28 protein-coding genes are annotated in these 23014 nt (G+C 53.4%); 9 read left to right on the top strand and 19 right to left on the bottom strand.

The genetic code is table 11. From position 1 onward, the window contains the following. Nucleotides 1–45: 45 nt before the first annotated feature. From AC2AXP_RS08500 to AC2AXP_RS08450, 11 genes are all read right to left on the bottom strand, one after another. Nucleotides 46–231 (bottom strand): hypothetical protein, encoded by a 186-nt coding sequence (locus AC2AXP_RS08500; RefSeq protein ID WP_484381546.1) that lies wholly within the window; start codon nucleotides 229–231, stop codon nucleotides 46–48. A 382-nt stretch (nucleotides 232–613) separates the two neighbouring features. Continuing rightward, complete coding sequence (locus tag AC2AXP_RS08495) at nucleotides 614–3088, bottom strand: replication endonuclease (RefSeq protein ID WP_484381545.1); 2475 nt, start codon at nucleotides 3086–3088, stop codon at nucleotides 614–616. 2 nt (nucleotides 3089–3090) lie between these two features. Beyond that, nucleotides 3091–3231, bottom strand: a complete 141-nt coding sequence (locus tag AC2AXP_RS08490) for a hypothetical protein (protein WP_484381544.1) — start codon at nucleotides 3229–3231, stop codon at nucleotides 3091–3093. Beyond that, a complete protein-coding gene (locus AC2AXP_RS08485) occupies nucleotides 3228–3446 on the bottom strand; it encodes a hypothetical protein (RefSeq protein WP_484381543.1) in 219 nt (72 codons plus the stop codon). The genes AC2AXP_RS08490 and AC2AXP_RS08485 overlap by 4 nt, the downstream gene beginning before the upstream one ends. Then, on the bottom strand, nucleotides 3440–4264 hold the full coding sequence (locus AC2AXP_RS08480) for a DNA adenine methylase (protein WP_484381542.1): 825 nt from the start codon (nucleotides 4262–4264) through the stop codon (nucleotides 3440–3442). Before AC2AXP_RS08480 ends, AC2AXP_RS08485 begins: the two co-directional genes overlap by 7 nt. 2 nt (nucleotides 4265–4266) lie before the next feature. Beyond that, the gene (locus tag AC2AXP_RS08475; protein ID WP_484381541.1) at nucleotides 4267–4485 is read right to left on the bottom strand and encodes a TraR/DksA family transcriptional regulator; all 219 of its coding nucleotides are present in this window, start codon (nucleotides 4483–4485) and stop codon (nucleotides 4267–4269) included. Next, the gene (locus tag AC2AXP_RS08470; RefSeq protein WP_484381540.1) at nucleotides 4485–4757 is read right to left on the bottom strand and encodes a DUF2732 family protein; all 273 of its coding nucleotides are present in this window, start codon (nucleotides 4755–4757) and stop codon (nucleotides 4485–4487) included. The genes AC2AXP_RS08475 and AC2AXP_RS08470 overlap by 1 nt, the downstream gene beginning before the upstream one ends. Before the next feature lie 66 nt (nucleotides 4758–4823). Then, nucleotides 4824–5177: a DUF5347 family protein gene (locus tag AC2AXP_RS08465; RefSeq protein ID WP_484381539.1), complete on the bottom strand. Its 354-nt coding sequence runs from the start codon at nucleotides 5175–5177 to the stop codon at nucleotides 4824–4826. Beyond that, entirely contained in the window at nucleotides 5141–5350 is a 210-nt protein-coding gene (locus AC2AXP_RS08460; protein ID WP_174353470.1) for a phage filamentation protein Fil family protein, read from the bottom strand. Before AC2AXP_RS08460 ends, AC2AXP_RS08465 begins: the two co-directional genes overlap by 37 nt. Before the next feature lie 10 nt (nucleotides 5351–5360). Next, nucleotides 5361–5870 (bottom strand): phage regulatory CII family protein, encoded by a 510-nt coding sequence (locus AC2AXP_RS08455; protein WP_060430006.1) that lies wholly within the window; start codon nucleotides 5868–5870, stop codon nucleotides 5361–5363. Between the two features lie 31 nt (nucleotides 5871–5901). Continuing rightward, on the bottom strand, nucleotides 5902–6294 hold the full coding sequence (locus AC2AXP_RS08450; RefSeq protein ID WP_484381538.1) for a hypothetical protein: 393 nt from the start codon (nucleotides 6292–6294) through the stop codon (nucleotides 5902–5904). A 113-nt stretch (nucleotides 6295–6407) separates the two neighbouring features. Here AC2AXP_RS08450 and AC2AXP_RS08445 point away from each other — a divergent pair, with 113 nt between their 5' ends. From AC2AXP_RS08445 to AC2AXP_RS08430, 4 genes are all read left to right on the top strand, one after another. Beyond that, nucleotides 6408–7253, top strand: a complete 846-nt coding sequence (locus tag AC2AXP_RS08445; protein ID WP_484381537.1) for a phage repressor protein CI — start codon at nucleotides 6408–6410, stop codon at nucleotides 7251–7253. Between the two features lie 27 nt (nucleotides 7254–7280). Then, nucleotides 7281–7655: a hypothetical protein gene (locus tag AC2AXP_RS08440; protein WP_484381536.1), complete on the top strand. Its 375-nt coding sequence runs from the start codon at nucleotides 7281–7283 to the stop codon at nucleotides 7653–7655. A 67-nt stretch (nucleotides 7656–7722) separates the two neighbouring features. Continuing rightward, nucleotides 7723–7887: a YdcA family protein gene (locus tag AC2AXP_RS08435; protein ID WP_484381645.1), complete on the top strand. Its 165-nt coding sequence runs from the start codon at nucleotides 7723–7725 to the stop codon at nucleotides 7885–7887. Nucleotides 7888–8233: 346 nt separating this feature from the next. Beyond that, nucleotides 8234–8434, top strand: coding sequence for a hypothetical protein (locus tag AC2AXP_RS08430; protein WP_198772879.1), 201 nt, complete (start codon nucleotides 8234–8236; stop codon nucleotides 8432–8434). Between the two features lie 47 nt (nucleotides 8435–8481). On the opposite strand, the gene ampC is transcribed toward AC2AXP_RS08430, so the two are convergent. Next, nucleotides 8482–9615 carry a class C beta-lactamase gene (gene ampC, locus AC2AXP_RS08425; RefSeq protein ID WP_198772878.1) on the bottom strand — a complete coding sequence of 378 codons (1134 nt, stop codon included), beginning with the start codon at nucleotides 9613–9615 and terminating at the stop codon, nucleotides 8482–8484. Between the two features lie 226 nt (nucleotides 9616–9841). Between ampC and AC2AXP_RS08420 the strand changes: the two genes are divergently transcribed. Next, nucleotides 9842–10714, top strand: coding sequence for a LysR family transcriptional regulator (locus tag AC2AXP_RS08420; protein ID WP_004961910.1), 873 nt, complete (start codon nucleotides 9842–9844; stop codon nucleotides 10712–10714). Nucleotides 10715–10754: 40 nt separating this feature from the next. Here AC2AXP_RS08420 and AC2AXP_RS08415 read toward each other — a convergent pair whose 3' ends face one another. From AC2AXP_RS08415 to AC2AXP_RS08390, 6 genes are all read right to left on the bottom strand, one after another. Beyond that, complete coding sequence (locus AC2AXP_RS08415; RefSeq protein WP_102991016.1) at nucleotides 10755–11438, bottom strand: alpha/beta hydrolase; 684 nt, start codon at nucleotides 11436–11438, stop codon at nucleotides 10755–10757. 145 nt (nucleotides 11439–11583) lie between these two features. Beyond that, on the bottom strand, nucleotides 11584–12423 hold the full coding sequence (locus AC2AXP_RS08410) for an alpha/beta fold hydrolase (protein WP_004961918.1): 840 nt from the start codon (nucleotides 12421–12423) through the stop codon (nucleotides 11584–11586). Between the two features lie 140 nt (nucleotides 12424–12563). Then, on the bottom strand, nucleotides 12564–13031 hold the full coding sequence (locus AC2AXP_RS08405; RefSeq protein WP_004961921.1) for a hypothetical protein: 468 nt from the start codon (nucleotides 13029–13031) through the stop codon (nucleotides 12564–12566). Between the two features lie 425 nt (nucleotides 13032–13456). After that, nucleotides 13457–14173 carry a two-component system response regulator DcuR gene (gene dcuR / locus AC2AXP_RS08400; RefSeq protein ID WP_004961924.1) on the bottom strand — a complete coding sequence of 239 codons (717 nt, stop codon included), beginning with the start codon at nucleotides 14171–14173 and terminating at the stop codon, nucleotides 13457–13459. Between the two features lie 4 nt (nucleotides 14174–14177). After that, on the bottom strand, nucleotides 14178–15779 hold the full coding sequence (locus AC2AXP_RS08395) for a sensor histidine kinase (RefSeq protein ID WP_004961927.1): 1602 nt from the start codon (nucleotides 15777–15779) through the stop codon (nucleotides 14178–14180). A gap of 127 nt (nucleotides 15780–15906) precedes the next feature. After that, on the bottom strand, nucleotides 15907–16749 hold the full coding sequence (locus tag AC2AXP_RS08390) for a class I fructose-bisphosphate aldolase (RefSeq protein ID WP_004961929.1): 843 nt from the start codon (nucleotides 16747–16749) through the stop codon (nucleotides 15907–15909). A gap of 453 nt (nucleotides 16750–17202) precedes the next feature. Between AC2AXP_RS08390 and AC2AXP_RS08385 the strand changes: the two genes are divergently transcribed. The 4 genes from AC2AXP_RS08385 to AC2AXP_RS08370 all read left to right on the top strand — a co-directional run bounded on the left by AC2AXP_RS08385 (nucleotide 17203) and on the right by AC2AXP_RS08370 (nucleotide 21731). Continuing rightward, nucleotides 17203–18132, top strand: a complete 930-nt coding sequence (locus tag AC2AXP_RS08385) for a sugar ABC transporter substrate-binding protein (protein ID WP_004961936.1) — start codon at nucleotides 17203–17205, stop codon at nucleotides 18130–18132. 75 nt (nucleotides 18133–18207) lie between these two features. Then, complete coding sequence (locus tag AC2AXP_RS08380; RefSeq protein WP_004961938.1) at nucleotides 18208–19692, top strand: sugar ABC transporter ATP-binding protein; 1485 nt, start codon at nucleotides 18208–18210, stop codon at nucleotides 19690–19692. A gap of 16 nt (nucleotides 19693–19708) precedes the next feature. Beyond that, entirely contained in the window at nucleotides 19709–20749 is a 1041-nt protein-coding gene (locus tag AC2AXP_RS08375) for an ABC transporter permease (RefSeq protein ID WP_004961942.1), read from the top strand. 64 nt (nucleotides 20750–20813) lie between these two features. After that, nucleotides 20814–21731 carry a sugar ABC transporter substrate-binding protein gene (locus tag AC2AXP_RS08370; RefSeq protein ID WP_004961945.1) on the top strand — a complete coding sequence of 306 codons (918 nt, stop codon included), beginning with the start codon at nucleotides 20814–20816 and terminating at the stop codon, nucleotides 21729–21731. 92 nt (nucleotides 21732–21823) lie between these two features. Here the strand turns inward: AC2AXP_RS08370 and lhgO are convergent, their stop codons facing one another. Further along, on the bottom strand, nucleotides 21824–23014 hold the full coding sequence (gene lhgO / locus AC2AXP_RS08365; RefSeq protein WP_004961947.1) for an L-2-hydroxyglutarate oxidase: 1191 nt from the start codon (nucleotides 23012–23014) through the stop codon (nucleotides 21824–21826).

The raw sequence follows: 23014 nt of genomic DNA, 5'->3' as shown, positions 1-23014 counted from the left end.
GCAGCATAGACATGCACAAGCCTCGTCGCCACGCCGCGCCATAATTTAGCCCCCGTCAGCGTTGTAAAAAATCCCGTCGTAGTCTTTTTCAGGTAGAACCTCGCTAGACAGATCGATGATCATGCCCAAGGCGAGTTTTAAATCAGAAGCATGTCGCGGGGCGATAAGGGAAAGCTCTGCGATAAACCGAACGCGCGTCAAAGTTTGTTTTTGTTTTTCAAGTGATTCCATCACTGCCTCCAGATGGTGCTGTATGCATATACAGTATTATGGTGAACGCTTTCCGGAACCTCGTCAAGACTCATTATTAATGAATTTATTTCATTCGCATGCATTTCCATCACTTAGCTATTTTGTACCCGTTGTGCCAGGCTCTAATAAAAAGCCCCGGCATTTTTGGCAGAGGCTGGTGCTGGACTATTTGGCATGTGAGGCTATGAGCTCAGCCAAGATGGCTGTTTGCTCTTGTGGCGGTAATTGCCGGTAATTATTTAGCCACCTTTCAACTTTCCGCTTTATGCGCTGTCGGTCAGTATAATTTTTACCAGCAATGGCGCCACTGTATGCCGTTCCCATGCCGGTACCACACAGATGCAGGCATCTATGATCGATGTCATTTCCCGCGGCGCACATAAAGCCGACCGTCTGCCCCCGCTTTGAAGTAGAACGCACCGATCTTCATCGTTCCGCCAAGAAGCAAGTGGTCAATCTCTTCAATGGCTGGCGCCTGCCTGCCGACGGCTCTCAGCTCCTGCGCTATTTTTTCTCGCTGCTTATTGTTTTCTTTTTCAATTTTTTTAAGCAGTTGATCGCGCTCTCCGGATTGCCCGGTCACTTTTTTCCGTAACTGATTGAAGCGCTGCATCAGTGCACCCGCCCGTACCGGCGCGCGTGCCGTGAAGACATCACCGCGGCTGTTGCCGTAGTAGTGATTGCCGGCAATTTTCATCGTCACGCCTTTGGCCAAAAGTTGGCACTCAGAATCACTGAGGAGAATTCCGGCAATTTCCTCTACTCGGCCCCGGATTTTCTCCATAGCGCCAGCTGCGCCGGCTGGAGCATTTGCGGCCTGTGGTCTGCTTATTCTTGTTTTTGGGGTTTCGTCCCTGATTCTTGCCAGTACCTTCCGCCGTTCCTTGGCAGATAACTCGCCAAAATCGACATCACAGCTGGCATAGTCGGCTTCGCCTATATCCGGCGGGGCCATACTCCCACCAGGATCCCCCGTACAGTTATTGACAGAACTCCGAGAGGGCGCAGGCGCGCCCTGAAGGTCAACACCCAAAACCGGCGCTTTCTTCGGCACAATTTTCCACTGGGTTACGCGGGTGATAATTGGCACATCCTGGCCAACTGGCGGGGAGAAAACACCACGCACGCGGATCACGTCTTCTCCGTATCCGTTGGTTTCCTCCGCAGCCTCGTAATAGGTACGGACAACCAGATCATCGCGCTTAACAAACGGCCCGCCTTGGGCGTTGATATATTCCGCCCAATTGCCGACGTCGGCGGCGTCGTGGACTGCTGCAAACTCTACGCTAAGGCCAATCGCGGCCTCATGGTCTGCCATCCGGCGCAGTTCGCGGTATACGGTAACCGGAGCGCCACCAATGAATTGGAACTGACGAACACGCCAGCGAGCGGCCCAGGCAGACACGGCGGCGGCGGTTTCCTTGAGTGGCTTTCCGCTTTCGTCATCCAGCTCACCATCCAACTGATAGCCGTCGATATTTTTGCTGATGTACTTCGCAACATAGCCGGTGGCGCTACCTTGGTCAGGATCGATTTCTTCAGCGTGGAAGCGTGCCTTGCGGGCCTTAGCAGAGCTCAATTCCCGCGCATCTTCCTGCGTTGCGTAATCGCGCATGATTTCACGCACCTGGTCAACATCTTCAGGCTGCATAAACATCAGCATGTGCCAGTGTGGCGTGCCGTCGTGGTGAGGCTCGGCAACTCTGATCCCGAAAACGCGTAAATTTTCGCGGTGAAGTTTCGCGCGAATCTTTGACCAAACCGATCTCAGATAACCCTGCGTCTCGGCCGGGCTGGCGCCGTTCCACTTCCGGTTGCGGTGGCCGTGTTTGTTGGTGGCATGAAATTTTGAAGGGGCAGTGATTGTGTAGAACTCGCCGACGTAGCCCAGATCGTTACAGATATTTTCGAAGCCGCGGATGCGCACCATCAATTCACTACGGCGGATCGCAGGATTCGCAACGCTGCCATCATATTTATCGATCAGGCTGATACGGTTTCCGGCTTCGTCTTCGAGCTCCATCCCTTTTAAAAACTCGCGGGTGCGTCGTTTCTGCTCGCGCCATTCTGCGATCGCCGTTTTGCTAGCGTATGGGGTGGTTTTTTTACTGACGTTAGCTAGCGCAATGTTTAAGTGCTCGCGCCATTCTGCAGAGGTGCGGCGCAAACGGTTTAGCCACCATTTCGGCGACAACATCCGGGATACGGCAGGGCCAGCATCCTCTTCGCTAAAAAAGCGTTTATTCAGCTTTTCCCACAGCGGCGGTGATTGGCAAAAATCGCGCGTGATTCTCCCGGCTCGGCGATACAGAAACCAGATTGCCTTCAAATCACTGCAGTCGACACGCTCCTCGGCGACAAGACTCAGCTCCTGCGCGATAAAAGCGGCGATATCCTCGGCTAGCGCTTCAACATCACTGCGGGACATATCAGCAAGGTGGTTAAAGCGCGACATATATCTGGCGTTGTCTGCCGTCATTTTTGATATCCGGTACTGCTTATTGACCAGTTCCAGGCGCGGTAATGCGCGCTTAACAAAATTCAGTGTCAAGTACGCATGTGCTCGCTGGATCCCTTGCGATTGCTCAAGCTTGAAGAAGTGGGAGTTAACTTGGCGCTTTACCTGCTCAGGTTGCTTATTCAAATGTTCAAAGGCAGACGCGAGATCGGCATTAATGCGATCCCGCTTTTTCTGCTCTTCCGCACTGACAAAGGGAGAGCCTACAGCTTCTCGCGGCGCGTTCCATGAATAAGCCCACTCGAAAGCAGGCTCGCCGCTGCCAGGATAGGGCTGCGGTGGTGTGGGGGCTTGGCGGCCTCTGGCGGCTTGCGTCATCCTTATGCTGCCGTTGATTCAATGTTTGCTGGAAAAGTTACTTCACCCAACTCGGCGATTCTTCGCTCTGCCGATTTCAGCGCTTGGACTGATTTACTCAGCATTGCGTCAAGGCGTTCTGCACGCTGCTCTGCTGCTCTCATGATTTCCTCCCGGTGATGTGGCTATAGACGAGAATTGCCAGCCCGTAGATGAACCCGCCGAGAACCAGCGTGGCGGTGATAGGCCAAATGACTGACAGGATTAGGACGCCGGCGGCCGTGGTGACGCGGTAGATGCGCCCGTTTTTAATGCCGAGGCAAAGCAGGCAGAAAGTGATACAGGAGCCGACAAGCCAGCAGAGAAAATCGATCAGCATGCGGCGGCCCCCATTGTTGCGATGATTTCGCCGACACGCCCACGCCCATCACCTTTGCAGCTCACAGAACGCGGGGCGGTGATGTGGTGGATCTCAAACTCGCCATAACACTGCAGCGCTGCGGCGACATCGCTATTTGAGGCCACAACGTGACAACCTCGCGCGGCGGCGGCACGCAGCGAGTACATCAGGTTGTACTGATGCAATTCGCTAAAGCCTTCCGTGTGGTAATCGGTAAAGCCGGTGGTCTTCGTCTTAGGCATGTATGGCGGATCGCAGTAAATGACATCGCCTGGCACCGCCATCTCAATGCTTTCGGTGAAGTCACAGCACAGGAAAACAGCGCTTTTCGCTTTCTCGGCGAAGGCGCGGATCTCTTTCTCTGGGAAGTAAGGTGCGTCCACCTTGCCGAATGGAATATTGAATTCCCCGCGGCGGTTGTAACGGCACATGCCGTTGTAGCCATGGCGATTCAGATAGAGGAACTTCGCCGCGCGCATGATATTGCTGACTTCGATGCGGAGATTGAAACTGGCACGGACTGCTAAATAGCCTTCCTGGCCCTTGTGATTGGCAAACATCAATTGGCCAAGCCCGATCAATTCTTCCGGGTGCTCTTTGGCCACGTTGTGGAAGTTGATCAGGTCGCCATTGATGTCGGCCAGCAGATAGGAATCGAAGTCGGTGTTCAGGAAAACGGTAGCGGAGCCCACAAACGGCTCCACCAGGCGGCGGCCTGGTGCGGTTGGTAGGTGTTGGCGCAGGGTGTCCATTATGCGGCGCTTGCCGCCCACCCATTTCAACGCGGAATTCAGCATAGTTACCCCCGGTAGTGGCGTGATTTTGCTTCGTGAAGTTCCTGGCAACTGGCGCAGCGGGCTGCACCTGGAACGGCAAGGCGGCGTGCTTCTGGGATCTGCGTGTCGCACTCTTCACAAAGAAAGGCGGAAGGGGCGGCCGGTTTCCGGCGCGCCTGTTCGATTTGAGCGGCCAATATCAGCTGCTGGCGCTCCTGCTCAATGTCCATTGCGTCGGCCATTAGTGCAGCTCCATAGCCTGGTTCTGGATGTATTCAGCCTCGTGACGCAGGAGCTCCACGGCATCGCGCAGACTGAGATCTTTGGCGATGATGGAATTGGCCAGATTTTCCAGCTTGGTGGACATCACCGCGGCCTGGTTCTTACGTTCATCCATACGGGCGCGTTTCAGCATTTCTTCCAACTGGTAGGCGGTCTGGTGCACAACGGAAACATCGTTGCCAGCGGCTAAATCGATCCCGATGGTGATTGGCAGTTTTTGCATATTTCTCATGGTGTTTTTCCTTTCTTCAGGTAATAAAAAGCCCGGCGGGTTTACGCCAATTAATTTCTGGTCAGGTTAAAAAGTTATTTCTACCGGCATGCTTAAATGCTTCGGGAATAAACTCACGACTGCGCGGAATTTATTCATTGCATCGACCAATGCTTTTTTCTCCTCACTCGTCAGTTCATTGAAATCCAGCCCGTGGCGCTCTTTCTTGATACCTGCCAAAAAGAAAATGGCGCTCAGAGCCCGGATGTTTTCCTTGTGTTGTGGATCGCTCCCATTGCGCACGTCTGCCAAAAAGCGGTTTATTTCCGCGGTGCTGTCGCACTTGAAAACATCCCGGCGCAATTCGGCGATGTGCTGTAAACCGTCAGCACGCTGGCCCGGTGTCAGCGGCACAGTACGCGTAGTTTCAGTAAAAGCCATTTTGCCGCCTTACTGGCGATTGACAGCCGCGGGGCGGTGGTCAGTTGAGCCAGCAGTTCTTTCTGGTCTTGTGCCGGGCACCAACGCCGGCCGTTCTGCAGTTGGATCCAACCGTGGCCAAAGTGGCGAGATTGGCTTTGCTGCTTGAGTAGGGGAGCAATAGAAATTGGCATCATGTTCACCTCAGCTCATTCCCAGTGATGCGCCAACGGCGGTGATGGCATCAACGGTGGAGGCCATTGTCGGGTTGGCATGGATGCGGGACTGAATCGCGAGGCCTGCCAGCGTCATGTAACGAATGCCGGCATTAACGCTTTCGCGTATTGCACCGCGACGCGCGGCGGTCATTGCGCCATCTGCAACGGCCTCGGCCGCGACCTTACCGATTTCTGAGGTGGCATTGAGCACATACGCCGCGACCTTGCCGCTGGAGAGCTCATTGATTGGTACGCACGGCTGGCAGTGCAGCTGCGCCAGCATCCCATCGATCAGCGTCGGGTCTTCGGTGAGGTCGGTCAGTGTCAGCAATTCCTCAACCGTCAGACGGTGCGGCTGGTCTGGATTTAACTTGTTACGCAGTACCTGCGCCGACATGCCAGCATCAGCGCTCAACTGCTTGATGTTGTGTTTTGTTGCGAAGCGGCGACAGGCTTCTTCGTAGTGCGCCTGTTTAGAGACTTGATAATCAAACATGGTTTAGCCCTTCAAAATTCGAATAATCGAATTAACCGCGGATGTAGCGGCATTTGATCGCAACCTGGCGGTTTTTCTCACGCCACGCTTCAAGGTTGATCAGGGCGTTACCGTGCTTGGTCATCGTGACCTCTTCGATCTCGCCGGTCTTCCGGTTCTTTCGGTTTTGCTTCACGGTAGTTGTAGGGGTTGGCGCCAGCAGCACAACGCCGTTAGCGATCCACTTCTCCAGCACGGATGCGCTGATACCGTTAACGGCAATGAAGTCCTCTTTGGACATGGTCGGGGAGGTGTGCATAGCAACTGCGCGCTGCACTGCTTCCAGAATGGCGCCACTCAGGCCTGGCAGAAGCATGTTTGCAATCTGCGCAGGTGAGAATGGTGCAGCATGGGCGGCCTGGGGGTTTGCAATATCATGAGACATAACGCAATATCTCCGGTTAGTGGTTTGTGTTCTACGGTGTTACATGTGGTGTGTATTCACTATAGATCGCAATTGTGTTCAATGTAAATGCATTTGCGTGGGTTGTTTTGCATATGACTGATAAATTTGAAGATTCAGCCGCTATTATTGAGCGCCTTACTTCGTCCTATGGGGTCACATCACAACGAGCGCTGGCCAGCAGCCTTGATGTGCCGCCAAACAACGTGAGTTCGTGGGTTCAACGCAACAGCGTTCCCGGAAGCGCTGTTATTAAGTGTGCGCTCGATACTGGCGCTGATTTGCGTTGGTTAATGACTGGGAAATTTGAAAATTCGAATTTTGAAGCAGGCAAATCCAAAATGTCTGGTAGAGCCCTTTATGAGCAAATCCAAGCATCAGGGGGCAAGCCAGTTTTGCGGCGCATGCTGGATGCATATGGATTCCGCACGCAGAAGGAACTTGGAGATTTCCTAGACATATCAACGGCAACTATCAGCACATGGGTTAGGCGTGAATATTTCCCAGGCGATGCGGTTGTTGCGTGTACGTTAGATACTGGTGTTTCTCTTTTGTGGCTGGCTACCGGCCAAGGCTCCCCAGGAAATCCAGATGCGGCCTCCCACGAACCGATTTTTACAACCATTCCACGGATGTCTATTTCTTCCGGTGCGCTGATAGATTCCGGCTCTTGGATATGTGATCCATCATTCATACCTGCGGACGCCAAATCTATCCGATTGGTTGAGCGGGGCAATGACTCATGGCTGATAGACTTTGATAAAAAGCTTATCGGTAATGGGTCTTGGCTTTTGAATATTGATGGAGTGCATAACATTTATTCGGTGACACGTATTCCCGGAAACAAAATAAAAGTCTCAACTTTAACCACAAACTTCGAGTGTTCAGTTGATGATGTAGAATGTGTCGGTGAAATTAGAAAAACCATAATTAACAGCTGAGGACTTAACGTGATAAGAGCATTAACCGTGGCTTATTTACTGTTAACCACATTGCCCACCTTGGCCAGCGAGGGGAAAGTACCTGCGTTCATAGACAAGGCGATGCGCGGCCTTAACATTAAAGAATACCGCTATGAATATCCTAATCTAAAAGTCATTTTTAATTTTGATAGGGTAACGGAACCACTTGCCCGTAGCACAATTTGGAGTGTGTGTGCGACGCGCTGGAATGATGGAGAGAAATGGCCATCTGATGCCATTCAGAAGGTGGACGTTATGAACCAGTGGGAGGTGCAAAGTTATACATTCAAAATGAATGGAAGTGATTGTGACAAATATGGTGATCTAAACGACGGTGAAAATGAAAAGTTTTTGACCGAACACATGAGCCAGTACCCATAGAGATTAAATTTCACTACGTTAAGGATGATTTATGAAAAAGATAATCGGTATTGCAGTTTTTACAGCTATGGCCCTCTCTTTTGCCACTTCCCCGGCGCAGGCAAAAAATTACCCTTGCTCCAAAAGTAAAGGCGGTGTTTCTCATTGCACTACCGACGGAAAATTTGTGTGTAACGATGGATCTACCAGCAAATCAAAAAGCATGTGCACAGGATCCACTCGCAAGAAGTAGCCGCGAATTCTAGGCGATAAAATCCGTAGTCATTTTGTCGCCAATTTACGTTCAACACTAAATTATGTGCATGATTTTAAATGGTTATTTTTCAATTGAATAGTATTCGGTCTTTTTTTGTCTTGTTGATTTATAAGTGAATTCCTTATCCGCGTTACCAATGTTAGCCCTCAATTTCTTCCAGCCGCACTGGCCTGACTTTTGTGGTTTAGGTGCCGTTCTCCAGGCGAAAGCTGTCCGTTGCTCCGCCCCGGCTCAACGTATCCTATAATGCCGGCTACGGCCTTTGGCGTAGTAAGCGAGATTTGTTATCATTTGGCCAATTACTGCCTATAAGGATATAGCGATGCCAAAGACACTATTGATTGCCCTTAGCGTGATTGCGCTTGCCGGCTGTGGTAGCCATGACGATAACTATACGCTGGATGACGCGTCTGCTGCCGACACGTCGGCCGATAAACAGTGGAAAGAGTTCGTTGCCCCTTTGTCGGTCAAAACGCAATCGCCGAATGACCGCATGATTAAGCGTGCCGAAAGGCAGCGCTAGGCGAACAAGCCCAGCGCAGTGGGCTTGTTACTGATGCTGCCAAGCAATTATTTTTTCAGCGTTTGTACAATGTTATATACCGCGGTCACGCGTTGGTCGTTGGGGAATGATTTGTTGGCCAGCATCACCACCGCAATCTTCTGCGCGGGAATAAATACCGCATAGGTCGAGAAGCCGTTGGTGGAACCGGTTTTGTTATACCAGGCCTGCTGTACCGGCGGCTGCGGTGGGGTAATCGCCTTTGCCGGCACGCCGTTCAGGATCACCTTGCCATCATTGCCAGCCAGCAGTTTTTCCAGCGTGACCGGGTAGGGGTAACTTTCCCACATCATGTTCTGTGTGAACTCGCTGGCGTGGTAATAGCCTTTGTGGCTGTCGTTAAGCGCCTGCTGCCAGCTCGGGTCGACCTTACCCAACCCCATGTTGGCATTCAGATAGCGGATCAGATCGCCAGAGCTGGACTTCAAGCCGTATGACTCGGCGTCAAGCGGGCCGGGGGTCACGCGCACCGGCTGGTCTTCTTTGTTATAACCCTGGGCGTAATCCGCCATCGCGCGCGGTGGCACGTTGACAAAGCTGTGCTTCATGCCCAATCCGGCCAGCAGGCGTTGCTCCATCGCATCGGCAAACGGCTGGTTGAGGCTGTTGGCGGCGATCATACCCAGCATGCCGATACCCAGGTTGGAATAGATGCGGTAACTGCCTACCGTCTGCGTCGGCGTCCAGTTTTTGTAATAATCCATCAGCTGTGCAGTATTGGTGACGTTGTCCGGAACAAACAGCGGCAGGCCGGAGGTGTGGGTCGCCAAATTTTGCAATGTCACCCGATCAAATGCGCTGCCGCGTAGCTGTGGCAAATAGCGGCTGGCGGGATCGGCCAGCGTGAATTTGCCGGCGTTTTGCGCATAGGCCGCCAGCGTGGCGGTGAACGTCTTGCTCAATGAGCCGATCTCGAATAGCGTCTGGTTGGTAATGGGCTGCTTGTTCTGTTTTGAGGCTACGCCATAGTTATAAAAATGCGTTTTGCCGTCAACCGATACGGCGATCGCCATTCCCGGCACGGCATATTTTTGCATCAAGGGCTGCACGATTTGGTCGACTGCCTGAGTGTCGCTGGCATCAGCAAAAGCGGGTAGCGTAGTCAGGCACAGCGAAAGTAAAGCCAGGCGTTTAATTAACATACATATCTCATCCGGTTAGCATCGTTAGGGGTAATTATGGAATTTGACAACAGTTTTATTAGGGGATGAGGGCACGAGCGAAAATATCATCATCCCTGAACTTAACCTCATGCGGCGGTTTTTTTGCTTTCATACAATTCAGATGCGCAATTTATCGTTATTATACTTGTACTGACAATCGATAAATTTTTCATCGAGCATAAAGAAAAACTAATGGCTGAAATCAATGCGTGACTGGTTACCCCTCAACGCGCTGCGGGCGTTTGAATCTTCCGCTCGCCACCTTAATTTTACCCGTGCAGCGCGCGAACTGAACGTCACGCAGGCGGCGGTCAGTCAGCAGGTACGCATGCTGGAGGAGCGGTTAAATATTCAGCTGTTCAAGCGACTACCACGCGGGCTGGATCTCACCGACGAAGGGCTGGCCTTACTGCCGGTGCTGACCGAGTCGTTTGATCGTATTGAATCGGTGTTGCAGCAGTTTGACGGCGGGCATTTTCACGAAGTATTGACGGTGGCGGCGGTGGGAACCTTTGCTGTCGGTTGGCTGATGCCGCGTCTGGGCGAATTCCAGCGCAAGTATCCGTTTATCGATTTACGGGTGATGACCCACAACAATGTGATCAATCTGGCAGCAGAAGGGCTGGATTTCGCCATCTGTTTCGGCGACGGCGCCTGGCCTGCCACGCGCAGCGTCAAACTGCTGGACGCGCCGCTAACGGCGTTGTGCCCACCGCAGTTGGCAGCACGGCTCACCACGCCGGCATCGTTGCGTCATCAGCGCTTGCTACGTTCTTACCGCCGCGATGAATGGGACCGTTGGCTGGCGGTGGCAGGAGTGACACCTTGGCGCATCAATGGCCCGGTGTTTGATTCGTCGCAGTTAATGGTGGAAGCCGCGATAAACGGCGGCGGCGTGGCGTTGGCACCGGCGGCGATGTTTAGCCAGGCGTTGCGGGAGGCACGGCTGGTGCGTCCGTTTGACATTGAAGTAAATCTTGGCGCTTATTGGCTCACCAGCCTGAAGTCGCGCGCGATAACGCCGGCGATGAAAGCGTTTGAACACTGGCTGCTGCAAGAAAGCGGTGGCAGAGCTTAGCGTTGCTTGCCCGTCGCGCAGCCTTCTTGCAGCATGGCGATCAATAATTGGCGGCTTCGTCAATCAGCGTCACGATGTCATCGGCGTGGCTGGCCAATGAGGCATGGCTGGCGTCCAGCACCAGGGTTTTCTTCGGTTGCATGCGTTCGGCAAACCAGCGCTGGGTCTCCGGCGGGATCATGCGATCCTGGGTAGAAATCTGATACCAGCTGGGTTTGTTTTTCCACGCGGCGGGGCCGGATTGATCGGTAAAGCAGCGTGCGGCGATTGGTTTTTGCGTTGCGGCCAAAATTGCGGATTCCTGTTTGTCCAGATCCTGGCAAAAGGCTTCATGGTACAGCGCGTTATCCAGCCACAGGAAACCATGACCATCGGGGTGAATTGCCGCCGCGCCCGATGGCGGCTCACGCAGAGCGAACAATCCGGCCGGGTCTTCGCCTTCGTCTGGCGCAAAGGCGGCGATGTATACCAGCCCAATCACGTTCTCCACATTGCCGGCCCCGGTGATCACCATGCCGCCGTAGGAATGTCCGACCAGCAGTGTTGGGCCTTTCAGATCGCCGGCCACTTGCACGGTGCGCCGGATATCGTCTTCCAATGACGTCAGCGGATTTTGCACTGCAATCACCGGATAGCCTTTGGCCTGCAGTTTGGCAATCACCTGACGCCAATGCGAGCCGTCGCCCCAGGCCCCATGAACCAATACGATATTTGGCTTGTTCATTTTGCTCTCCATAGTGAATAGGCGTGAAATCCATGCTGTAACGCGCACGGACATGCCAAGTATAGCGGGAATGACGTATGGAGCCGGTGAGTGGGGCAAACAGCCGGCCGCGGGGGCGACCGGCGAGTGCTATGGGGGACTGACGTCAGGAGGCCAGCGCTTTTTCTACAAAGAAATAGTCGTTCAGCACGTTGCTGACGCATTGTGCCGCCGGGCGGCTTTCCATATCAAGGAAGTGGCCGGCTTCTGGCACGGTAATAAAGTCGCAATCGCGAATATAATTGCCGATTTCGCGAATATCCTGCGCGGTGGTGTATTCATCGCGTTCGCCATTAACAAACATGATCGGTGTTTCTATCTTACGGAAAATTTCAACGTAATCTTCATGACGCAATGAGGAAATTTGCCCTATATGGAAACTGGCCTGACGATAGGTTTCATGATCGAGGTTTTTGATATGTTCATGGTTGGCTTGCTTGAGCAAACCAGGCAAATATTTGCCGACTTCGTCATTGAGCAAGGTGGCGACGTCGTGATTGCGTCCTTCATCAAGGAGCATTTTGGCTCGCTCGATATAATTCTGCATTGCTGGCGTAATGCGGGTTGAGAAAGAAGCGACGACCGCTTTGCGGATTGACGAAGGGCGTGCTGACAGCGCCATCAGCGCGGCCAGGCCACCCCAGGAGACCGAAAGAATATACGATGGCTGATATTGTTCGATCAGGGTGTGCAAGATCACCACCTCTTCGCTTTTTGGCAAAGGACGGCTCAGTCGGTTATGCGGTCTTGATTTACCGATGAACGGCAAGTCAAACAAGATAACGTTGACGCGGTTCTTAAAGTTCTTTACGCAGTTACGAAAGGCTAGCGTTGTCGATAATGCGCCGTTGACGCAGATTACCGACTCGGTTACGCCAGGGTAAATATAACGTTCTACGTAAACCTGCCATTCACCGACGCGAACAATTTCTGTTTCCGGTTTCATTTCCCACCCCCATAAAAACACAGTAAATAACGCTGACTAACAAACATGGCAAAGCGAATCCCTGGCGAAGATATTCTGTTGCTATCCAATAGTTTTATTACTGCTAGCCAGGCTAGCAGGGAGGTATTATTTAATTGGCATTAAGCAACGTGGTGTACTGCAGCATCGGCAGCGCCGGCAACGCCGTTGACTTCCACCGCCACGGGTGCTGCGGCTGCCTGAGTGTCGCCGCCGGTATGTTGCAGGGCTGCGATCAACGCATCGGTGGCGTCGGTCACGGTGTCGGTTGCGCTATCGGTGACATGGTCAACGACATCGGTTACGTCGCCGATTTTGTCCAGTACGCCGGTGACAAAATCGGTGACGTTACCGGCCAGATCGCCAACGGTGCCGCTAATATCACTGACCAGGCCCAGTACCGACTTGGCCAGATCGCCAGCCAGATCGCCGACGCTGCCCGCAATGCCGGTCAATACACCCCAAAAGCCGCCGGTACCGGAAGTCACTGCGTCAACGACGCCGCCGATTGCTTCAGTGCCGCTGTCTACGGTGGAATCGACAAAATCGCTCACGCTGCCCACTACGTCTTTCACGATATTATTAGCCATATTTACTCCTGAAATCTTGCCAGATTGTTGAAGTTACAGAGTGTGCTTCCCAGCCCAAGAGGTTCATCCTTCGCCAATAAAGTTAGAACCTGATCACGGTTATAATCAAAGTTTAATTAAGTATCAAAACCACGCACACATAGAGGGTAATAAAGCATTTTTAAATTTAGTTTATTTAAATCAACAAAATATATTGATTTGAGACTTGTCCGATGAGTGATTTTTTTAGGATTACTTCTATATACATGCAGTTATTAGTGTTAAAAAACTAATTAATTATGACAAAAAAATTAAATGGTCATAAGTTCTGGAATTTGTTGCCATGACGCTACTTATGGCTGGGAATATCGCCTTTGGGCAGGGTTACCCGTGATGGTGGGAGGCAGGTGTCGGCAAAGAAGACGCTTTGCCGACCGGGAAAGCAACTAACGACAATAGGCTTGCAGCAGCGCGCGGGCATCCGCTTTAAGCTGATATAAATACACCGGACGTCCGGTGGTACCGTAGAGAATACGTGTAGCAAGGATGCCACTTTCTGCTAGATAAATCAGATACTTGCGGCATGAAACTCGTGAGATGCCAATGGCATTGGCCAGGTTGTCGGTGGAAAACTCGCCGTCGTGCTGTTGATCGATCCATTCACATACCGTGCTGAGGGTGATGTTGGTCAACCCCTTCGGCAATTTCTTGCTTTCAACGCTGCCTGGTTGGCGGCGCAGCAGATTATCGACATCCGCCTGGGCACAGAATTCACGCTGCGCCAAAATCTGCGATTGCTGCTGATAATTGCTCAGTGCCTGTTTGAAACGGGTAAATTGAAAAGGTTTAATCAGGTAATCCACCACGCCGTAATGCAGCGCTTTTTGCACCGTATCGACGTCGCTGGCGGAGGAGATGATGATGACGTCGGTTTTTTCGCCCAATTCACGCAGGGCCGGCAGTAAATCAAGTCCGTTTTCCTGCTGCATATAGATGTCCAGCAGCACCAGATCAATGCTGGTGCTGGCGTCAGTCAGCAACGCGCGCGCCTGCGCCAGCGTGGCCACCGTGGCCTGGCAATGAAACCCGCTTACCTGGCTCAGGTAATATTTATTGAGTTCTGCCACCATCGGGTCGTCATCGACAATCAATACGTTAATCATGTGTTCAGCTCTTGGCCTGATAGGGAATGCGTACATAAAACTGGGTCATTTCACCCGGTTCAGAGTCAAAATCAATGCTGCCGCCGAGTTTTTCCAGGCGACTGCGGATCAGCGCCAGCCCAATACCACGGCCTGGCCCTTTGGTTGAAAATCCCTGTTCGAATATCCGCGTACCGATCGCAGGATCGATACCGGGGCCGTCATCGCTGACGATACAGTGTAAGTGATTATCATGATGATGAAAGCTTAGGGTAATTTCATGTCCTTCGGCGCCGTCGATGGCATCGAAGGCATTTTCTATCAAATTGCCCAGTACGCTGATCAACACGTGGATGGCTTCGGCATCGTCGGTTTCTGGCAGCATGCTGGTTTCGTCGAGCGTCAATTCAATGCCAGCCTCGTGTGCGCGGTTAATTTTGGCAATGAAAAAACCGGCCACTTCGGGGGATTTAATCATTCGCAGCAGCGTGCCGATTTCTTCCTGATAGTTGCTGGCGGTATTGATGACGTAGTTTTCCAACTGTTGGTAAGCCTTCATGTGCAGCATGCCCAGGATCACGTGCAGTTTGTTCATAAACTCATGCGACTGTACCCGTAGCGCGTCGGCATATTGCGCCATTCCGCTCAAGCGCTGCAGCAGGCGGCTGACTTCGGTCTTGTCACGAAAAGTAGCGATCGCGCCAATCACCTGGCCGTTGACGATCACCGGTACGGTGTTGGTCAGCAGTTCACTGCCGTTGAAGGTAATTTGCCGGTCGCGCAGCGGTTTGCCGCTGGCCAGCACGTCGGCCAGATGCAGCTGTGCCGGCCAATGCTTGCTGGCGGCATCCTGCAACAGATTTTCAAATGGCCCGCTTTGCCGCAGCAGGCGCTTCGCTTCGTCATTGACGATGGTAATGCGTGATTGGTGGTCAACGGCGATCACTCCTTCCTTGATCGATTGCAGCATGGCGTTGCGCTGTTCAAACAGGTTGGAAATTTCATAAGGCTCAAAGCCGAGCATGATACGTTTGAGCGCCTTCACCAGGAAGAAGGTTCCCAGCGTGCCGACCAGCGCGGCAAAGGCCAGCGTCCAGTAAATAATCCAGCGGCTTTCGCCAATTACCCGTTGCACGGTATCCAGTGCTATACCCAGCGCGACGACGCCGATCTGTTGCCGTTGCGCATCGTACACTGGCACAAACACTCGCAGCGCAGGTGCCAGCGCGCCGCGATTAATCGCGCTGTTCGTTTTGCCCAGCAATGCCGGCGCCAGATCGGTGCCGATAAAATGTTTACCGATCAGCCACGGCTTGGGATGGGAATAACGAATACCTTTCATATCCAGCACCACCACGAACAGCAGTTCGTTTTTACTGCGTACCCGTTCGGCAAAGTGCTGGATCACCCCGCTGCGATCCTGCTGCTGCAAACCGTCGATCACCGTGTTTGACAGTGCCAGCGTCTCGGCAATCGCCATGGCTTTTTGCCGCAGCTGATCCTGCCCCTCGTGGTTCATCTGCACGAAAAATAGCGCGTAAACCACCAGCAACACCGAGGCGATGATGGCGGAAACCATCAGGATAAGCGAAGTGCTGAGCTTCAGCGGCAGCCGTTGTCTGGGCATGAGGGTTCTCCGGATGGTGTTAGGGTGACGCGCTAGTCGAACGAGGAACTCGGGGGTGGGGCACCGGCAGCAGATTACCACAGGCCGCCGCCGGTTTTGCGGCTTACTTTAGTTACAAAAGCCCGGTTTACTCCTGCTGATAAATCGCCAGCGCCTGTTCGCCGCTGGCGCCAGCATGAATAATTGCCATCAATGCGCTGACCACCCGTGACGGATTGGCATGCTGATAAACGTTACGCCCATACACCATACCGCTGGCACCTTGCGCCATCAGCGCGGCTGATTTTTCCAGCACGGCGCCAAGTTCACCTTTGCCGCCGCCGCGTACCAGGGTCGGGCAACGTGCGGCTTCTACGATACGGTGGAAATCGTCAATATGTTCGGTGGGATCGGCCTTGATGATATCCGCACCCAGCTCACGCGCCAGCCGCACCAGCGGCACCATTTTTTCCACGTCTCCCAACGAACCGTAGGCCACGCCTTGTCCGGCTGGTGCCATCACCAGCGGCTCAATCATCAACGGCATGGCGTATTTATCGCAGGCGTGGCGCAAGCGACCGATGTTATCCACGCACTGACGAAAAATACCGGGTTCGTTCGGGATCATATACAGATTCACCACCACCGCGGCGGCGTCCATCTGCAATGCTCCGAGGATCGGCGCCTGCGGATTATGCAGCAGCGCCCACATTTCGCGATGACGCTCGGCATTGTAGGCATTGCCGACGTCGGTGCGCATCACCAGCGCAGGTTTGTCGCGTTGCGTGCTTCGTTGCAGCAGGTCGGCCTGACCATAATTGACCTGGATGGCGTCCGGGTGCGCATCGATAAGGTTGTGCATCACCCGTTCGATATCTTCCAGCCCGTGCAGAAAATCCGGCTCATTGGCGATGCCGTGATCGATGGCCACGTCCAGGCATTTGCCGTGGTTAAACAATCGGTTCATCCGTACTTTGGCGCTGTTGTGCATGCCGTCGCTCCCGTCAGAAAGTTACCCTAACAGTATTAGCGACGATGGGCGGGGCAACAAGGCGAAACGCCGCACGAAACGTGCTGGTGTTTTGGCGTATTTTTCGCCATTTGTTAGATCCGTGTCATGTTTCTGTTAATCCGTCATTCCAAAATGCATGTTCCGCTTGTTTGGATGTAAAAGTTTCAATAATCTAAATTTTGAAATAAACATTTAATAATTGCCATGCTCATTTGGACCGCAAAGCGAGGGTTTATTTCAATGCGTTGTTTTATCTCTATTTTGAGACTTTGATCAATCTTTTTAACACCCAGAAATACTGTCCGAAAAACAGTAATTCAGTGGTTTCAAAGGAATAACACCGGACGGATTGTTGTTTGAATGTAAAAAATATTTTTCATTAGCTGTCAAATCAACAGGCCTCTTCATTCTAACGATTAAAGGGTACAGAACATGAAGCTGAAGAAACTGATCGTCTCGTCGCTGTTAGTGTGCATGTTGCCGGCCAGTGCGCTGGCCAAGGACATAAAAATCGGCGTTTCCATGGCTTACTTTGATGACAACTTCCTCACTATCCTCCGCCAGTCGATGCAGAACAAAATGAAACAGGACGGCAACGTCAGCGGCCAGTTCGAAGACGCCAAAGGGGATATCGCGCAACAGGTACAACAGGTTGAAAACTTCGTCAGCCAGGGCGTGGATGCCATCATCCTTAACCCGGTCGATACCCAGGGTGTCAAGCCGATGATCAAGCTGGCGGAAAACGCCAAGATCCCGCTGGTGTTTGTTAACCGTCGACCGGAAGTGACGTTGCCGGCCGGCATGGCTTACGTCGGTTCAGATTCCAAGCTGGCTGGCAAACTGCAAATGGAAGAGCTGGCCAAGCTGATGAACGGCAAAGGCAACGTGATGATCCTGATGGGCGAGTTGTCCAGCGAGGCGACGCGTGACCGTACCCGTGGAGTGGAAGAGGTTGCAGCCAAATATCCGGATATCAAGATTATCGACAAGCAAACCGCCAAGTTCTTCCGCAAGGAAGCGGTTGACGTCACCACCGACTGGATCCTGTCCGGCCAGCAAATCGATGCCATCGCCTCCAATAACGATGAAATGGCGATTGGCGCGATCCTGGCGCTGAAACAATCGAAGAAAAGCGGGGTGCTGGTGGCGGGCATTGACGGTACGCCGGACGCGCTGGAGTTCATCAAAAAGGGCGATTTGAGCGTCAGCGTGTTCCAGGATGCCAAGGGGCAAGGAGAAGGTGCGGTACAGACGGCGATTCAGTTGGTGAAGGGGGAAAAGGTCGACAGCAGCGTGCTGATCCCTTACCAGTTGATTACCAAGGATAACTATCAGCAGTTTGCCGATAAGAACAAAAAGTAAACACAGCGTCATCGCTCGCCTGACGTCGTGCATACGCCGGCGTCAGGCCGCAGGACGGCAGCGGAGGTTATCAGTATGTATCCCTATGTTCTTGAGGCCGAAGGCATCAGCAAGCAGTTCCCCGGCGTCAAAGCGCTGGATAACGTGTCGATTAAAATCAGGCCGGGCAGCGTACACGCCTTGATGGGGGAAAACGGCGCCGGCAAGTCAACCCTGATGAAATGCCTGATAGGCATCTACCACCCGGATCAGGGCTCGATAAAAATCAAAGGCCAGCCGGTGAGCTTCGGCGATACGCTCGAAGCGTTGCATGCCGGTATTTCGATGATACACCAGGAGTTGAATCTGGTACCGCATATGACGGTCGCGGAAAATATCTGGTTGGGGCGTGAACCGGCCCGGCTGGGGTTCGTTAATCACGATGAACTGAATAAACAAACCCAGGCCTTGTTAACGCGACTCAATATCAAATTGCAACCGGGCATGATGGTCGGGGAATTAAGTATCGCCAGCCAGCAAATGGTAGAAATTGCCAAGGCGGTGTCTTACAACGCCGACGTGCTGATTATGGACGAACCCACATCGGCATTGACCGAAGGCGAGGTGGGCCACCTGTTCGCCATTATTCGTGAACTGCGTGACCAGGGTAAAGGTATTATTTATATCAGCCATAAAATGGATGAAATATTTTCCATTACCGATGAGGTGAGTATTTTCCGCGACGGCAAGTTTATCGCCAGCGACAACACCAGCAACCTGACCAAACAGTCGTTGATCACCATGATGGTCGGGCGTGAACTGACGCAGATGTTTCCCAAGTTCAATAACAATATCGGCGAGGAAGTGCTGCGCGTCGCCGGGTTGCGTCGCGAGGGCTGGTTTGATGACATTTCATTCAGCGTAAAACGCGGTGAAATTCTCGGGGTCGCCGGGCTGGTGGGCGCCGGACGCAGTGAGGTGATGGAAAGCCTGTTCGGCATGCACCCGGCTGATGGCGGTGAAATCTATGTCGAAGGTCTGCCGGTGCGGGTCGACTCCCCCTCCAGAGCGATTGAGCATGGTCTGGCTTTTTTAACCGAAGATCGCAAGAAATCCGGTTTGTTCCTGGTGTTGTCGGTGGTGGAGAACATGAGCATTGTCAATCTCACCAATTACATCGGCAAAAACGGTTTCGTCAGTCATGTGCAAATGGCCAAGGACTGTATGGAGCAAATCAAAAAGCTGAACATCAAAACGCCAACCATGGATCAGATTATTAATAATCTTAGCGGCGGCAATCAGCAAAAAGTATTAATTGCCCGCTGGCTGCTGGCACAGCCAAAAATATTGATCCTCGATGAGCCAACGCGCGGCATAGATGTCGGCGCCAAGGCGGAGATCTACCGTTTGATTAGCGAACTGGCCAACCGTGGTGTGGCCATCATTTTAGTGTCCTCGGAATTACCGGAAATTCTCGGAATGAGCGACCGGGTAATGGTGATGCACGGTGGGCGCATCACCGGCATTCTGGATAAAGACGACGCCGATCAGGAAAAAATCATGGCGCTGGCCTCTGAATAACGCAAAGGTGAACCCAATGAGTAACGTAAAAATTGAAAAGACGCTCAGTGGCGAGCAGGCGCGCAAAGGCTCGCTGTTTTCCAGCCTGAGTGGCAAGATGCCCAAAGACGTGGGAATTTTCATCGTCATGCTGGGCATTGCATTGATCTTTGAACTGCTTGGCTGGTATATCCGCGATCAGTCGTTTCTGATGAACCCGAGCCGCCTGCTGCTGATCGTGTTGCAGGTGGCTATCATCGGCATTATCGCCGTTGGCGTCACTCAGGTAATTATTACTACCGGCATCGATCTGTCTTCCGGTTCGCTGATCGCACTGAGCGCGGTGGTGGCCGCCAGCCTGGCGCAAACTGCCGACAGTATTTCGCCAATGTATCCCGGGCTGCTGGACTTGCCGGCGGCGGTGCCGATCGGTGCCGGGATCGGCATTGGCATACTGTGCGGGTTTATCAACGGCTTCTTGATTACGCGCACCGGTATCCCGCCGTTTATTGCCACCCTGGGCATGATGGTATCGGCACGCGGCCTGGCACAGTATTACACCAAAGGCAATCCGATCAGTTTCCTGTCGGATGATTTTACCGCCATCGGTCAGGGCGCGATGCCGGTGATTATCTTTCTGGTGATTGCGGCGGTGTTCCACATTGCGCTCAAGCACACCCGCTACGGTAAATATGTCTATGCCATTGGCGGCAACATGGTGTCGGCAAAAGTGTCCGGCATCAACGTCAATAAATACCTGGTGATCGTCTATACCATTGCCGGTGGCCTGGCGGGATTGGCGGGCGTGGTATTGGCGGCGCGTGTCAGCAGCGGCCAGTCGAGCATGGGGATGTCTTACGAACTGGACGCCATCGCCGCGGCGGTTATCGGTGGCAGCAGCCTGATGGGCGGCGTCGGCCGGATCACCGGCACGCTGATTGGCGCGGTGATCCTGGGGCTGATCAAGAGCGGTTTCACCTTTATCGGCGTCGACTCCTACATCCAGGACATTATCAAGGGCATCATTATCGTTGCCGCAGTGGCGATCGATATGCGCCGTAATCGCAAGAAAAGCTGATTTTGCCGTGAATTTCCGCCGATGCCGTCTGGCCGGCGGTTTTTTTTAGCGTGGGGAAACCATCATGAAATCATTGCAAACCCTGTTGCTGGTTGCCGCATTGGGCTGTTCTACGCCGCTGCTGGCGGAAACCATCGGCGTTTCGATGGCCTATTTTGACCAGAATTTCCTGACCATTATTCGCCATTCGATTGATAAAGAGGCCAAGGCGCGCGGCATCACCGTGCAATTCGAAGACGCGCGCGGTGACGTCGGGCGTCAGACCGATCAGGTGCAGAACTTCATCAGCGCCGGCGTTGATGCGATTATCGTCGATCCGGTCAATTCTGCCAGCACCCCGGCGATCAGCAAAATGGTGACGCGTGCGGCAATACCCTTGGTGTATGTCAACCGTACTCCCGGTGACAGCCAGTTACCGCCCGGTGTGGTGTTTGTCGGCTCGGATGAAAAAGAGTCCGGCACCTTGCAGATGGAGGAACTGGCGCGATTGGCCAATTACCAGGGCAATGTGGCGGTGATGATCGGCAACCTGACGGATGCCGGCGCGCTACAACGCACTCGCGACGTCGAGCGGGTGGTGGCCAAGTATCCAAAGATGAAAATCGTGCAGAAACAGAGCGCCAACTATTCACGCAGCGAAGGTATGGATCTGATGATGAACTGGCTAACCAACGGCGAGTCGATCGACATCGTGGCGGCCAATAATGATGAAATGGCCATTGGCGCCATTATGGCGCTGCAGCAGGCCGGTAAAAAGGACGCCAAGCTGTTGATTGGCGGCATCGATGCCACCCCGGACGGTCTGCAAGCCATGGCGTCCGGCAAAATGCAGGTGACGGTGTTCCAGGACGCCATCGGCCAGGGTAAGGCGGCGGTGGCGGTAGCGCAGCGTATGATCAAGGGCGAGAAACCGGAGCCTTATTACTGGATCCCGTTTGAACTGGTGACCCCGGCCAATCGGCAGCAGTACGTGGTGAAGTAATGACGGCCGCGGATAAACGTTGACGATGAAAATGCCATTCGGCAGCAGCGAATGGCATTGCATGGCGGTGGCTTCGGCGATGCCGTTCGCCGTTACAGTGCCGACAGGTGCTGGCGCACGATTTCGCGGCCGATCTCCAGCGACGCGGTTGCCGCCGGGGAGGGGGCGTTGCACACATGCAGCGAACGACTGCCTTTGACAAAATGGAAGTCATCCACCAACTTGCCGTCGACGGTCAGCGCCTGGGCGCGTACGCCGGCCGGCCCGGGGCGCAGGTCACTTGCCTGCAACGCCGGGATCAGGCGCTGCGCGTTTTCGGTAAACAGCCGGCGCGACAGCGAGCGGCGGATCTCCGCCACCCCCTCGCCGAGATAATTGCCGGCAATCTTCCAAAAGCCGCGGTAGCTCAACACCTCAGCCAGGTCTTTCAGATTGATGTCACGTTTGCGATAACCTTCGCGTTTGAACGCCAGTACCGCATTGGGGCCAACATCACGTTTGCCGTTATACATGCGGGTAAAGTGCACTCCGAGGAACGGAAAGTCCGGGTTGGGCACCGGATACACCAGATGGTTGACCAGGTGGTTTTTGTCGCTGTTCAACACGTAATACTCGCCGCGAAACGGCACGATTTTCATACCGGTGTGGTAGCCCGCCAGTTTGGCGATGCGGTCGCTGAACAAACCGGCGCAGTTTACCAGCCATTTCCCTTGGTAGCTGGCGTTCGGTGTGCGCACCTCGACCCTGTCGCTGTATTCCTCGATGGCCTCGACCCGCTGGCGGTAGACGATCTCTGCGCCGCGCTGCTGAATGATTTCCGCCAGTTTGGCGGCCACCTGTGCATAGTTGACGATGCCAGCGTCCGGCACCAGCAGCGCTTCCAAGCCGTTAACGTATGGCTCGCGCTGCTTGAGTTCCGCCTGACTCAGGCGTGATACCGCCAGGCCGTTTTCCAGTCCGCGCCGATAAATGTTTTCCAGTGCATCCAGTTCGTTCAACTGGGTGGCGACAATCACTTTGCCACACTGGTCGTGATACAGGTCGTGTTGGCGACAGAAGTCGAACAGGGTTTTATTGCCCTGTTTAGCCAACCGAGCCTTCAGGCTGCCTGGGGTATAGTAAATACCGGAGTGCACTACATTACTGTTGTGGCCGCTTTGATGCGCTGCCGGGCCGGCTTCTTTGTCAATAATCAGAATGCGCCGCTGCGGGTTGCTTTCCTGCAGCGCATTGGCCACGCCGAGCCCAACCAGACCGGCGCCAATCACGATAACGTCATACAT

It is taken from the genome of Serratia sp. Sp408, from assembly GCF_057180665.1.
The sequence above is the reverse complement of the archived record's forward strand: the minus strand, read 5'-3'. Positions and strand labels throughout refer to the sequence as shown.

Excerpts from the sequence above, each read along its gene's own strand:
- AC2AXP_RS08455 (WP_060430006.1), bottom strand. The coding sequence starts at position 5,870 with ATGTTTGATTATCAAGTCTCTAAACAGGCGCACTACGAAGAAGCCTGT.
- AC2AXP_RS08390 (WP_004961929.1), bottom strand. The coding sequence starts at position 16,749 with ATGCACAACAGCGCCAAAGTACGGATGAACCGATTGTTTAACCACGGC.
- AC2AXP_RS08480 (WP_484381542.1), bottom strand. The coding sequence starts at position 4,264 with ATGCTGAATTCCGCGTTGAAATGGGTGGGCGGCAAGCGCCGCATAATG.
- AC2AXP_RS08385 (WP_004961936.1), top strand. The coding sequence starts at position 17,203 with ATGAAGCTGAAGAAACTGATCGTCTCGTCGCTGTTAGTGTGCATGTTG.
- AC2AXP_RS08375 (WP_004961942.1), top strand. The coding sequence starts at position 19,709 with ATGAGTAACGTAAAAATTGAAAAGACGCTCAGTGGCGAGCAGGCGCGC.
- ampC (WP_198772878.1), bottom strand. The coding sequence starts at position 9,615 with ATGTTAATTAAACGCCTGGCTTTACTTTCGCTGTGCCTGACTACGCTA.
- AC2AXP_RS08490 (WP_484381544.1), bottom strand. The coding sequence starts at position 3,231 with ATGAGAGCAGCAGAGCAGCGTGCAGAACGCCTTGACGCAATGCTGAGT.
- AC2AXP_RS08430 (WP_198772879.1), top strand. The coding sequence starts at position 8,234 with ATGCCAAAGACACTATTGATTGCCCTTAGCGTGATTGCGCTTGCCGGC.
- AC2AXP_RS08415 (WP_102991016.1), bottom strand. The coding sequence starts at position 11,438 with ATGAACAAGCCAAATATCGTATTGGTTCATGGGGCCTGGGGCGACGGC.
- AC2AXP_RS08495 (WP_484381545.1), bottom strand. The coding sequence starts at position 3,088 with ATGACGCAAGCCGCCAGAGGCCGCCAAGCCCCCACACCACCGCAGCCC.
- AC2AXP_RS08450 (WP_484381538.1), bottom strand. The coding sequence starts at position 6,294 with ATGTCTCATGATATTGCAAACCCCCAGGCCGCCCATGCTGCACCATTC.
- AC2AXP_RS08380 (WP_004961938.1), top strand. The coding sequence starts at position 18,208 with ATGTATCCCTATGTTCTTGAGGCCGAAGGCATCAGCAAGCAGTTCCCC.
- AC2AXP_RS08420 (WP_004961910.1), top strand. The coding sequence starts at position 9,842 with ATGCGTGACTGGTTACCCCTCAACGCGCTGCGGGCGTTTGAATCTTCC.
- AC2AXP_RS08465 (WP_484381539.1), bottom strand. The coding sequence starts at position 5,177 with ATGGCTTTTACTGAAACTACGCGTACTGTGCCGCTGACACCGGGCCAG.
- AC2AXP_RS08475 (WP_484381541.1), bottom strand. The coding sequence starts at position 4,485 with ATGGCCGACGCAATGGACATTGAGCAGGAGCGCCAGCAGCTGATATTG.
- AC2AXP_RS08410 (WP_004961918.1), bottom strand. The coding sequence starts at position 12,423 with ATGAAACCGGAAACAGAAATTGTTCGCGTCGGTGAATGGCAGGTTTAC.
- AC2AXP_RS08445 (WP_484381537.1), top strand. The coding sequence starts at position 6,408 with ATGACTGATAAATTTGAAGATTCAGCCGCTATTATTGAGCGCCTTACT.
- AC2AXP_RS08470 (WP_484381540.1), bottom strand. The coding sequence starts at position 4,757 with ATGAGAAATATGCAAAAACTGCCAATCACCATCGGGATCGATTTAGCC.
- AC2AXP_RS08500 (WP_484381546.1), bottom strand. The coding sequence starts at position 231 with ATGGAATCACTTGAAAAACAAAAACAAACTTTGACGCGCGTTCGGTTT.
- AC2AXP_RS08395 (WP_004961927.1), bottom strand. The coding sequence starts at position 15,779 with ATGCCCAGACAACGGCTGCCGCTGAAGCTCAGCACTTCGCTTATCCTG.
- AC2AXP_RS08405 (WP_004961921.1), bottom strand. The coding sequence starts at position 13,031 with ATGGCTAATAATATCGTGAAAGACGTAGTGGGCAGCGTGAGCGATTTT.
- AC2AXP_RS08435 (WP_484381645.1), top strand. The coding sequence starts at position 7,723 with ATGGCCCTCTCTTTTGCCACTTCCCCGGCGCAGGCAAAAAATTACCCT.
- lhgO (WP_004961947.1), bottom strand. The coding sequence starts at position 23,014 with ATGTATGACGTTATCGTGATTGGCGCCGGTCTGGTTGGGCTCGGCGTG.
- dcuR (WP_004961924.1), bottom strand. The coding sequence starts at position 14,173 with ATGATTAACGTATTGATTGTCGATGACGACCCGATGGTGGCAGAACTC.
- AC2AXP_RS08485 (WP_484381543.1), bottom strand. The coding sequence starts at position 3,446 with ATGCTGATCGATTTTCTCTGCTGGCTTGTCGGCTCCTGTATCACTTTC.
- AC2AXP_RS08370 (WP_004961945.1), top strand. The coding sequence starts at position 20,814 with ATGAAATCATTGCAAACCCTGTTGCTGGTTGCCGCATTGGGCTGTTCT.
- AC2AXP_RS08460 (WP_174353470.1), bottom strand. The coding sequence starts at position 5,350 with ATGCCAATTTCTATTGCTCCCCTACTCAAGCAGCAAAGCCAATCTCGC.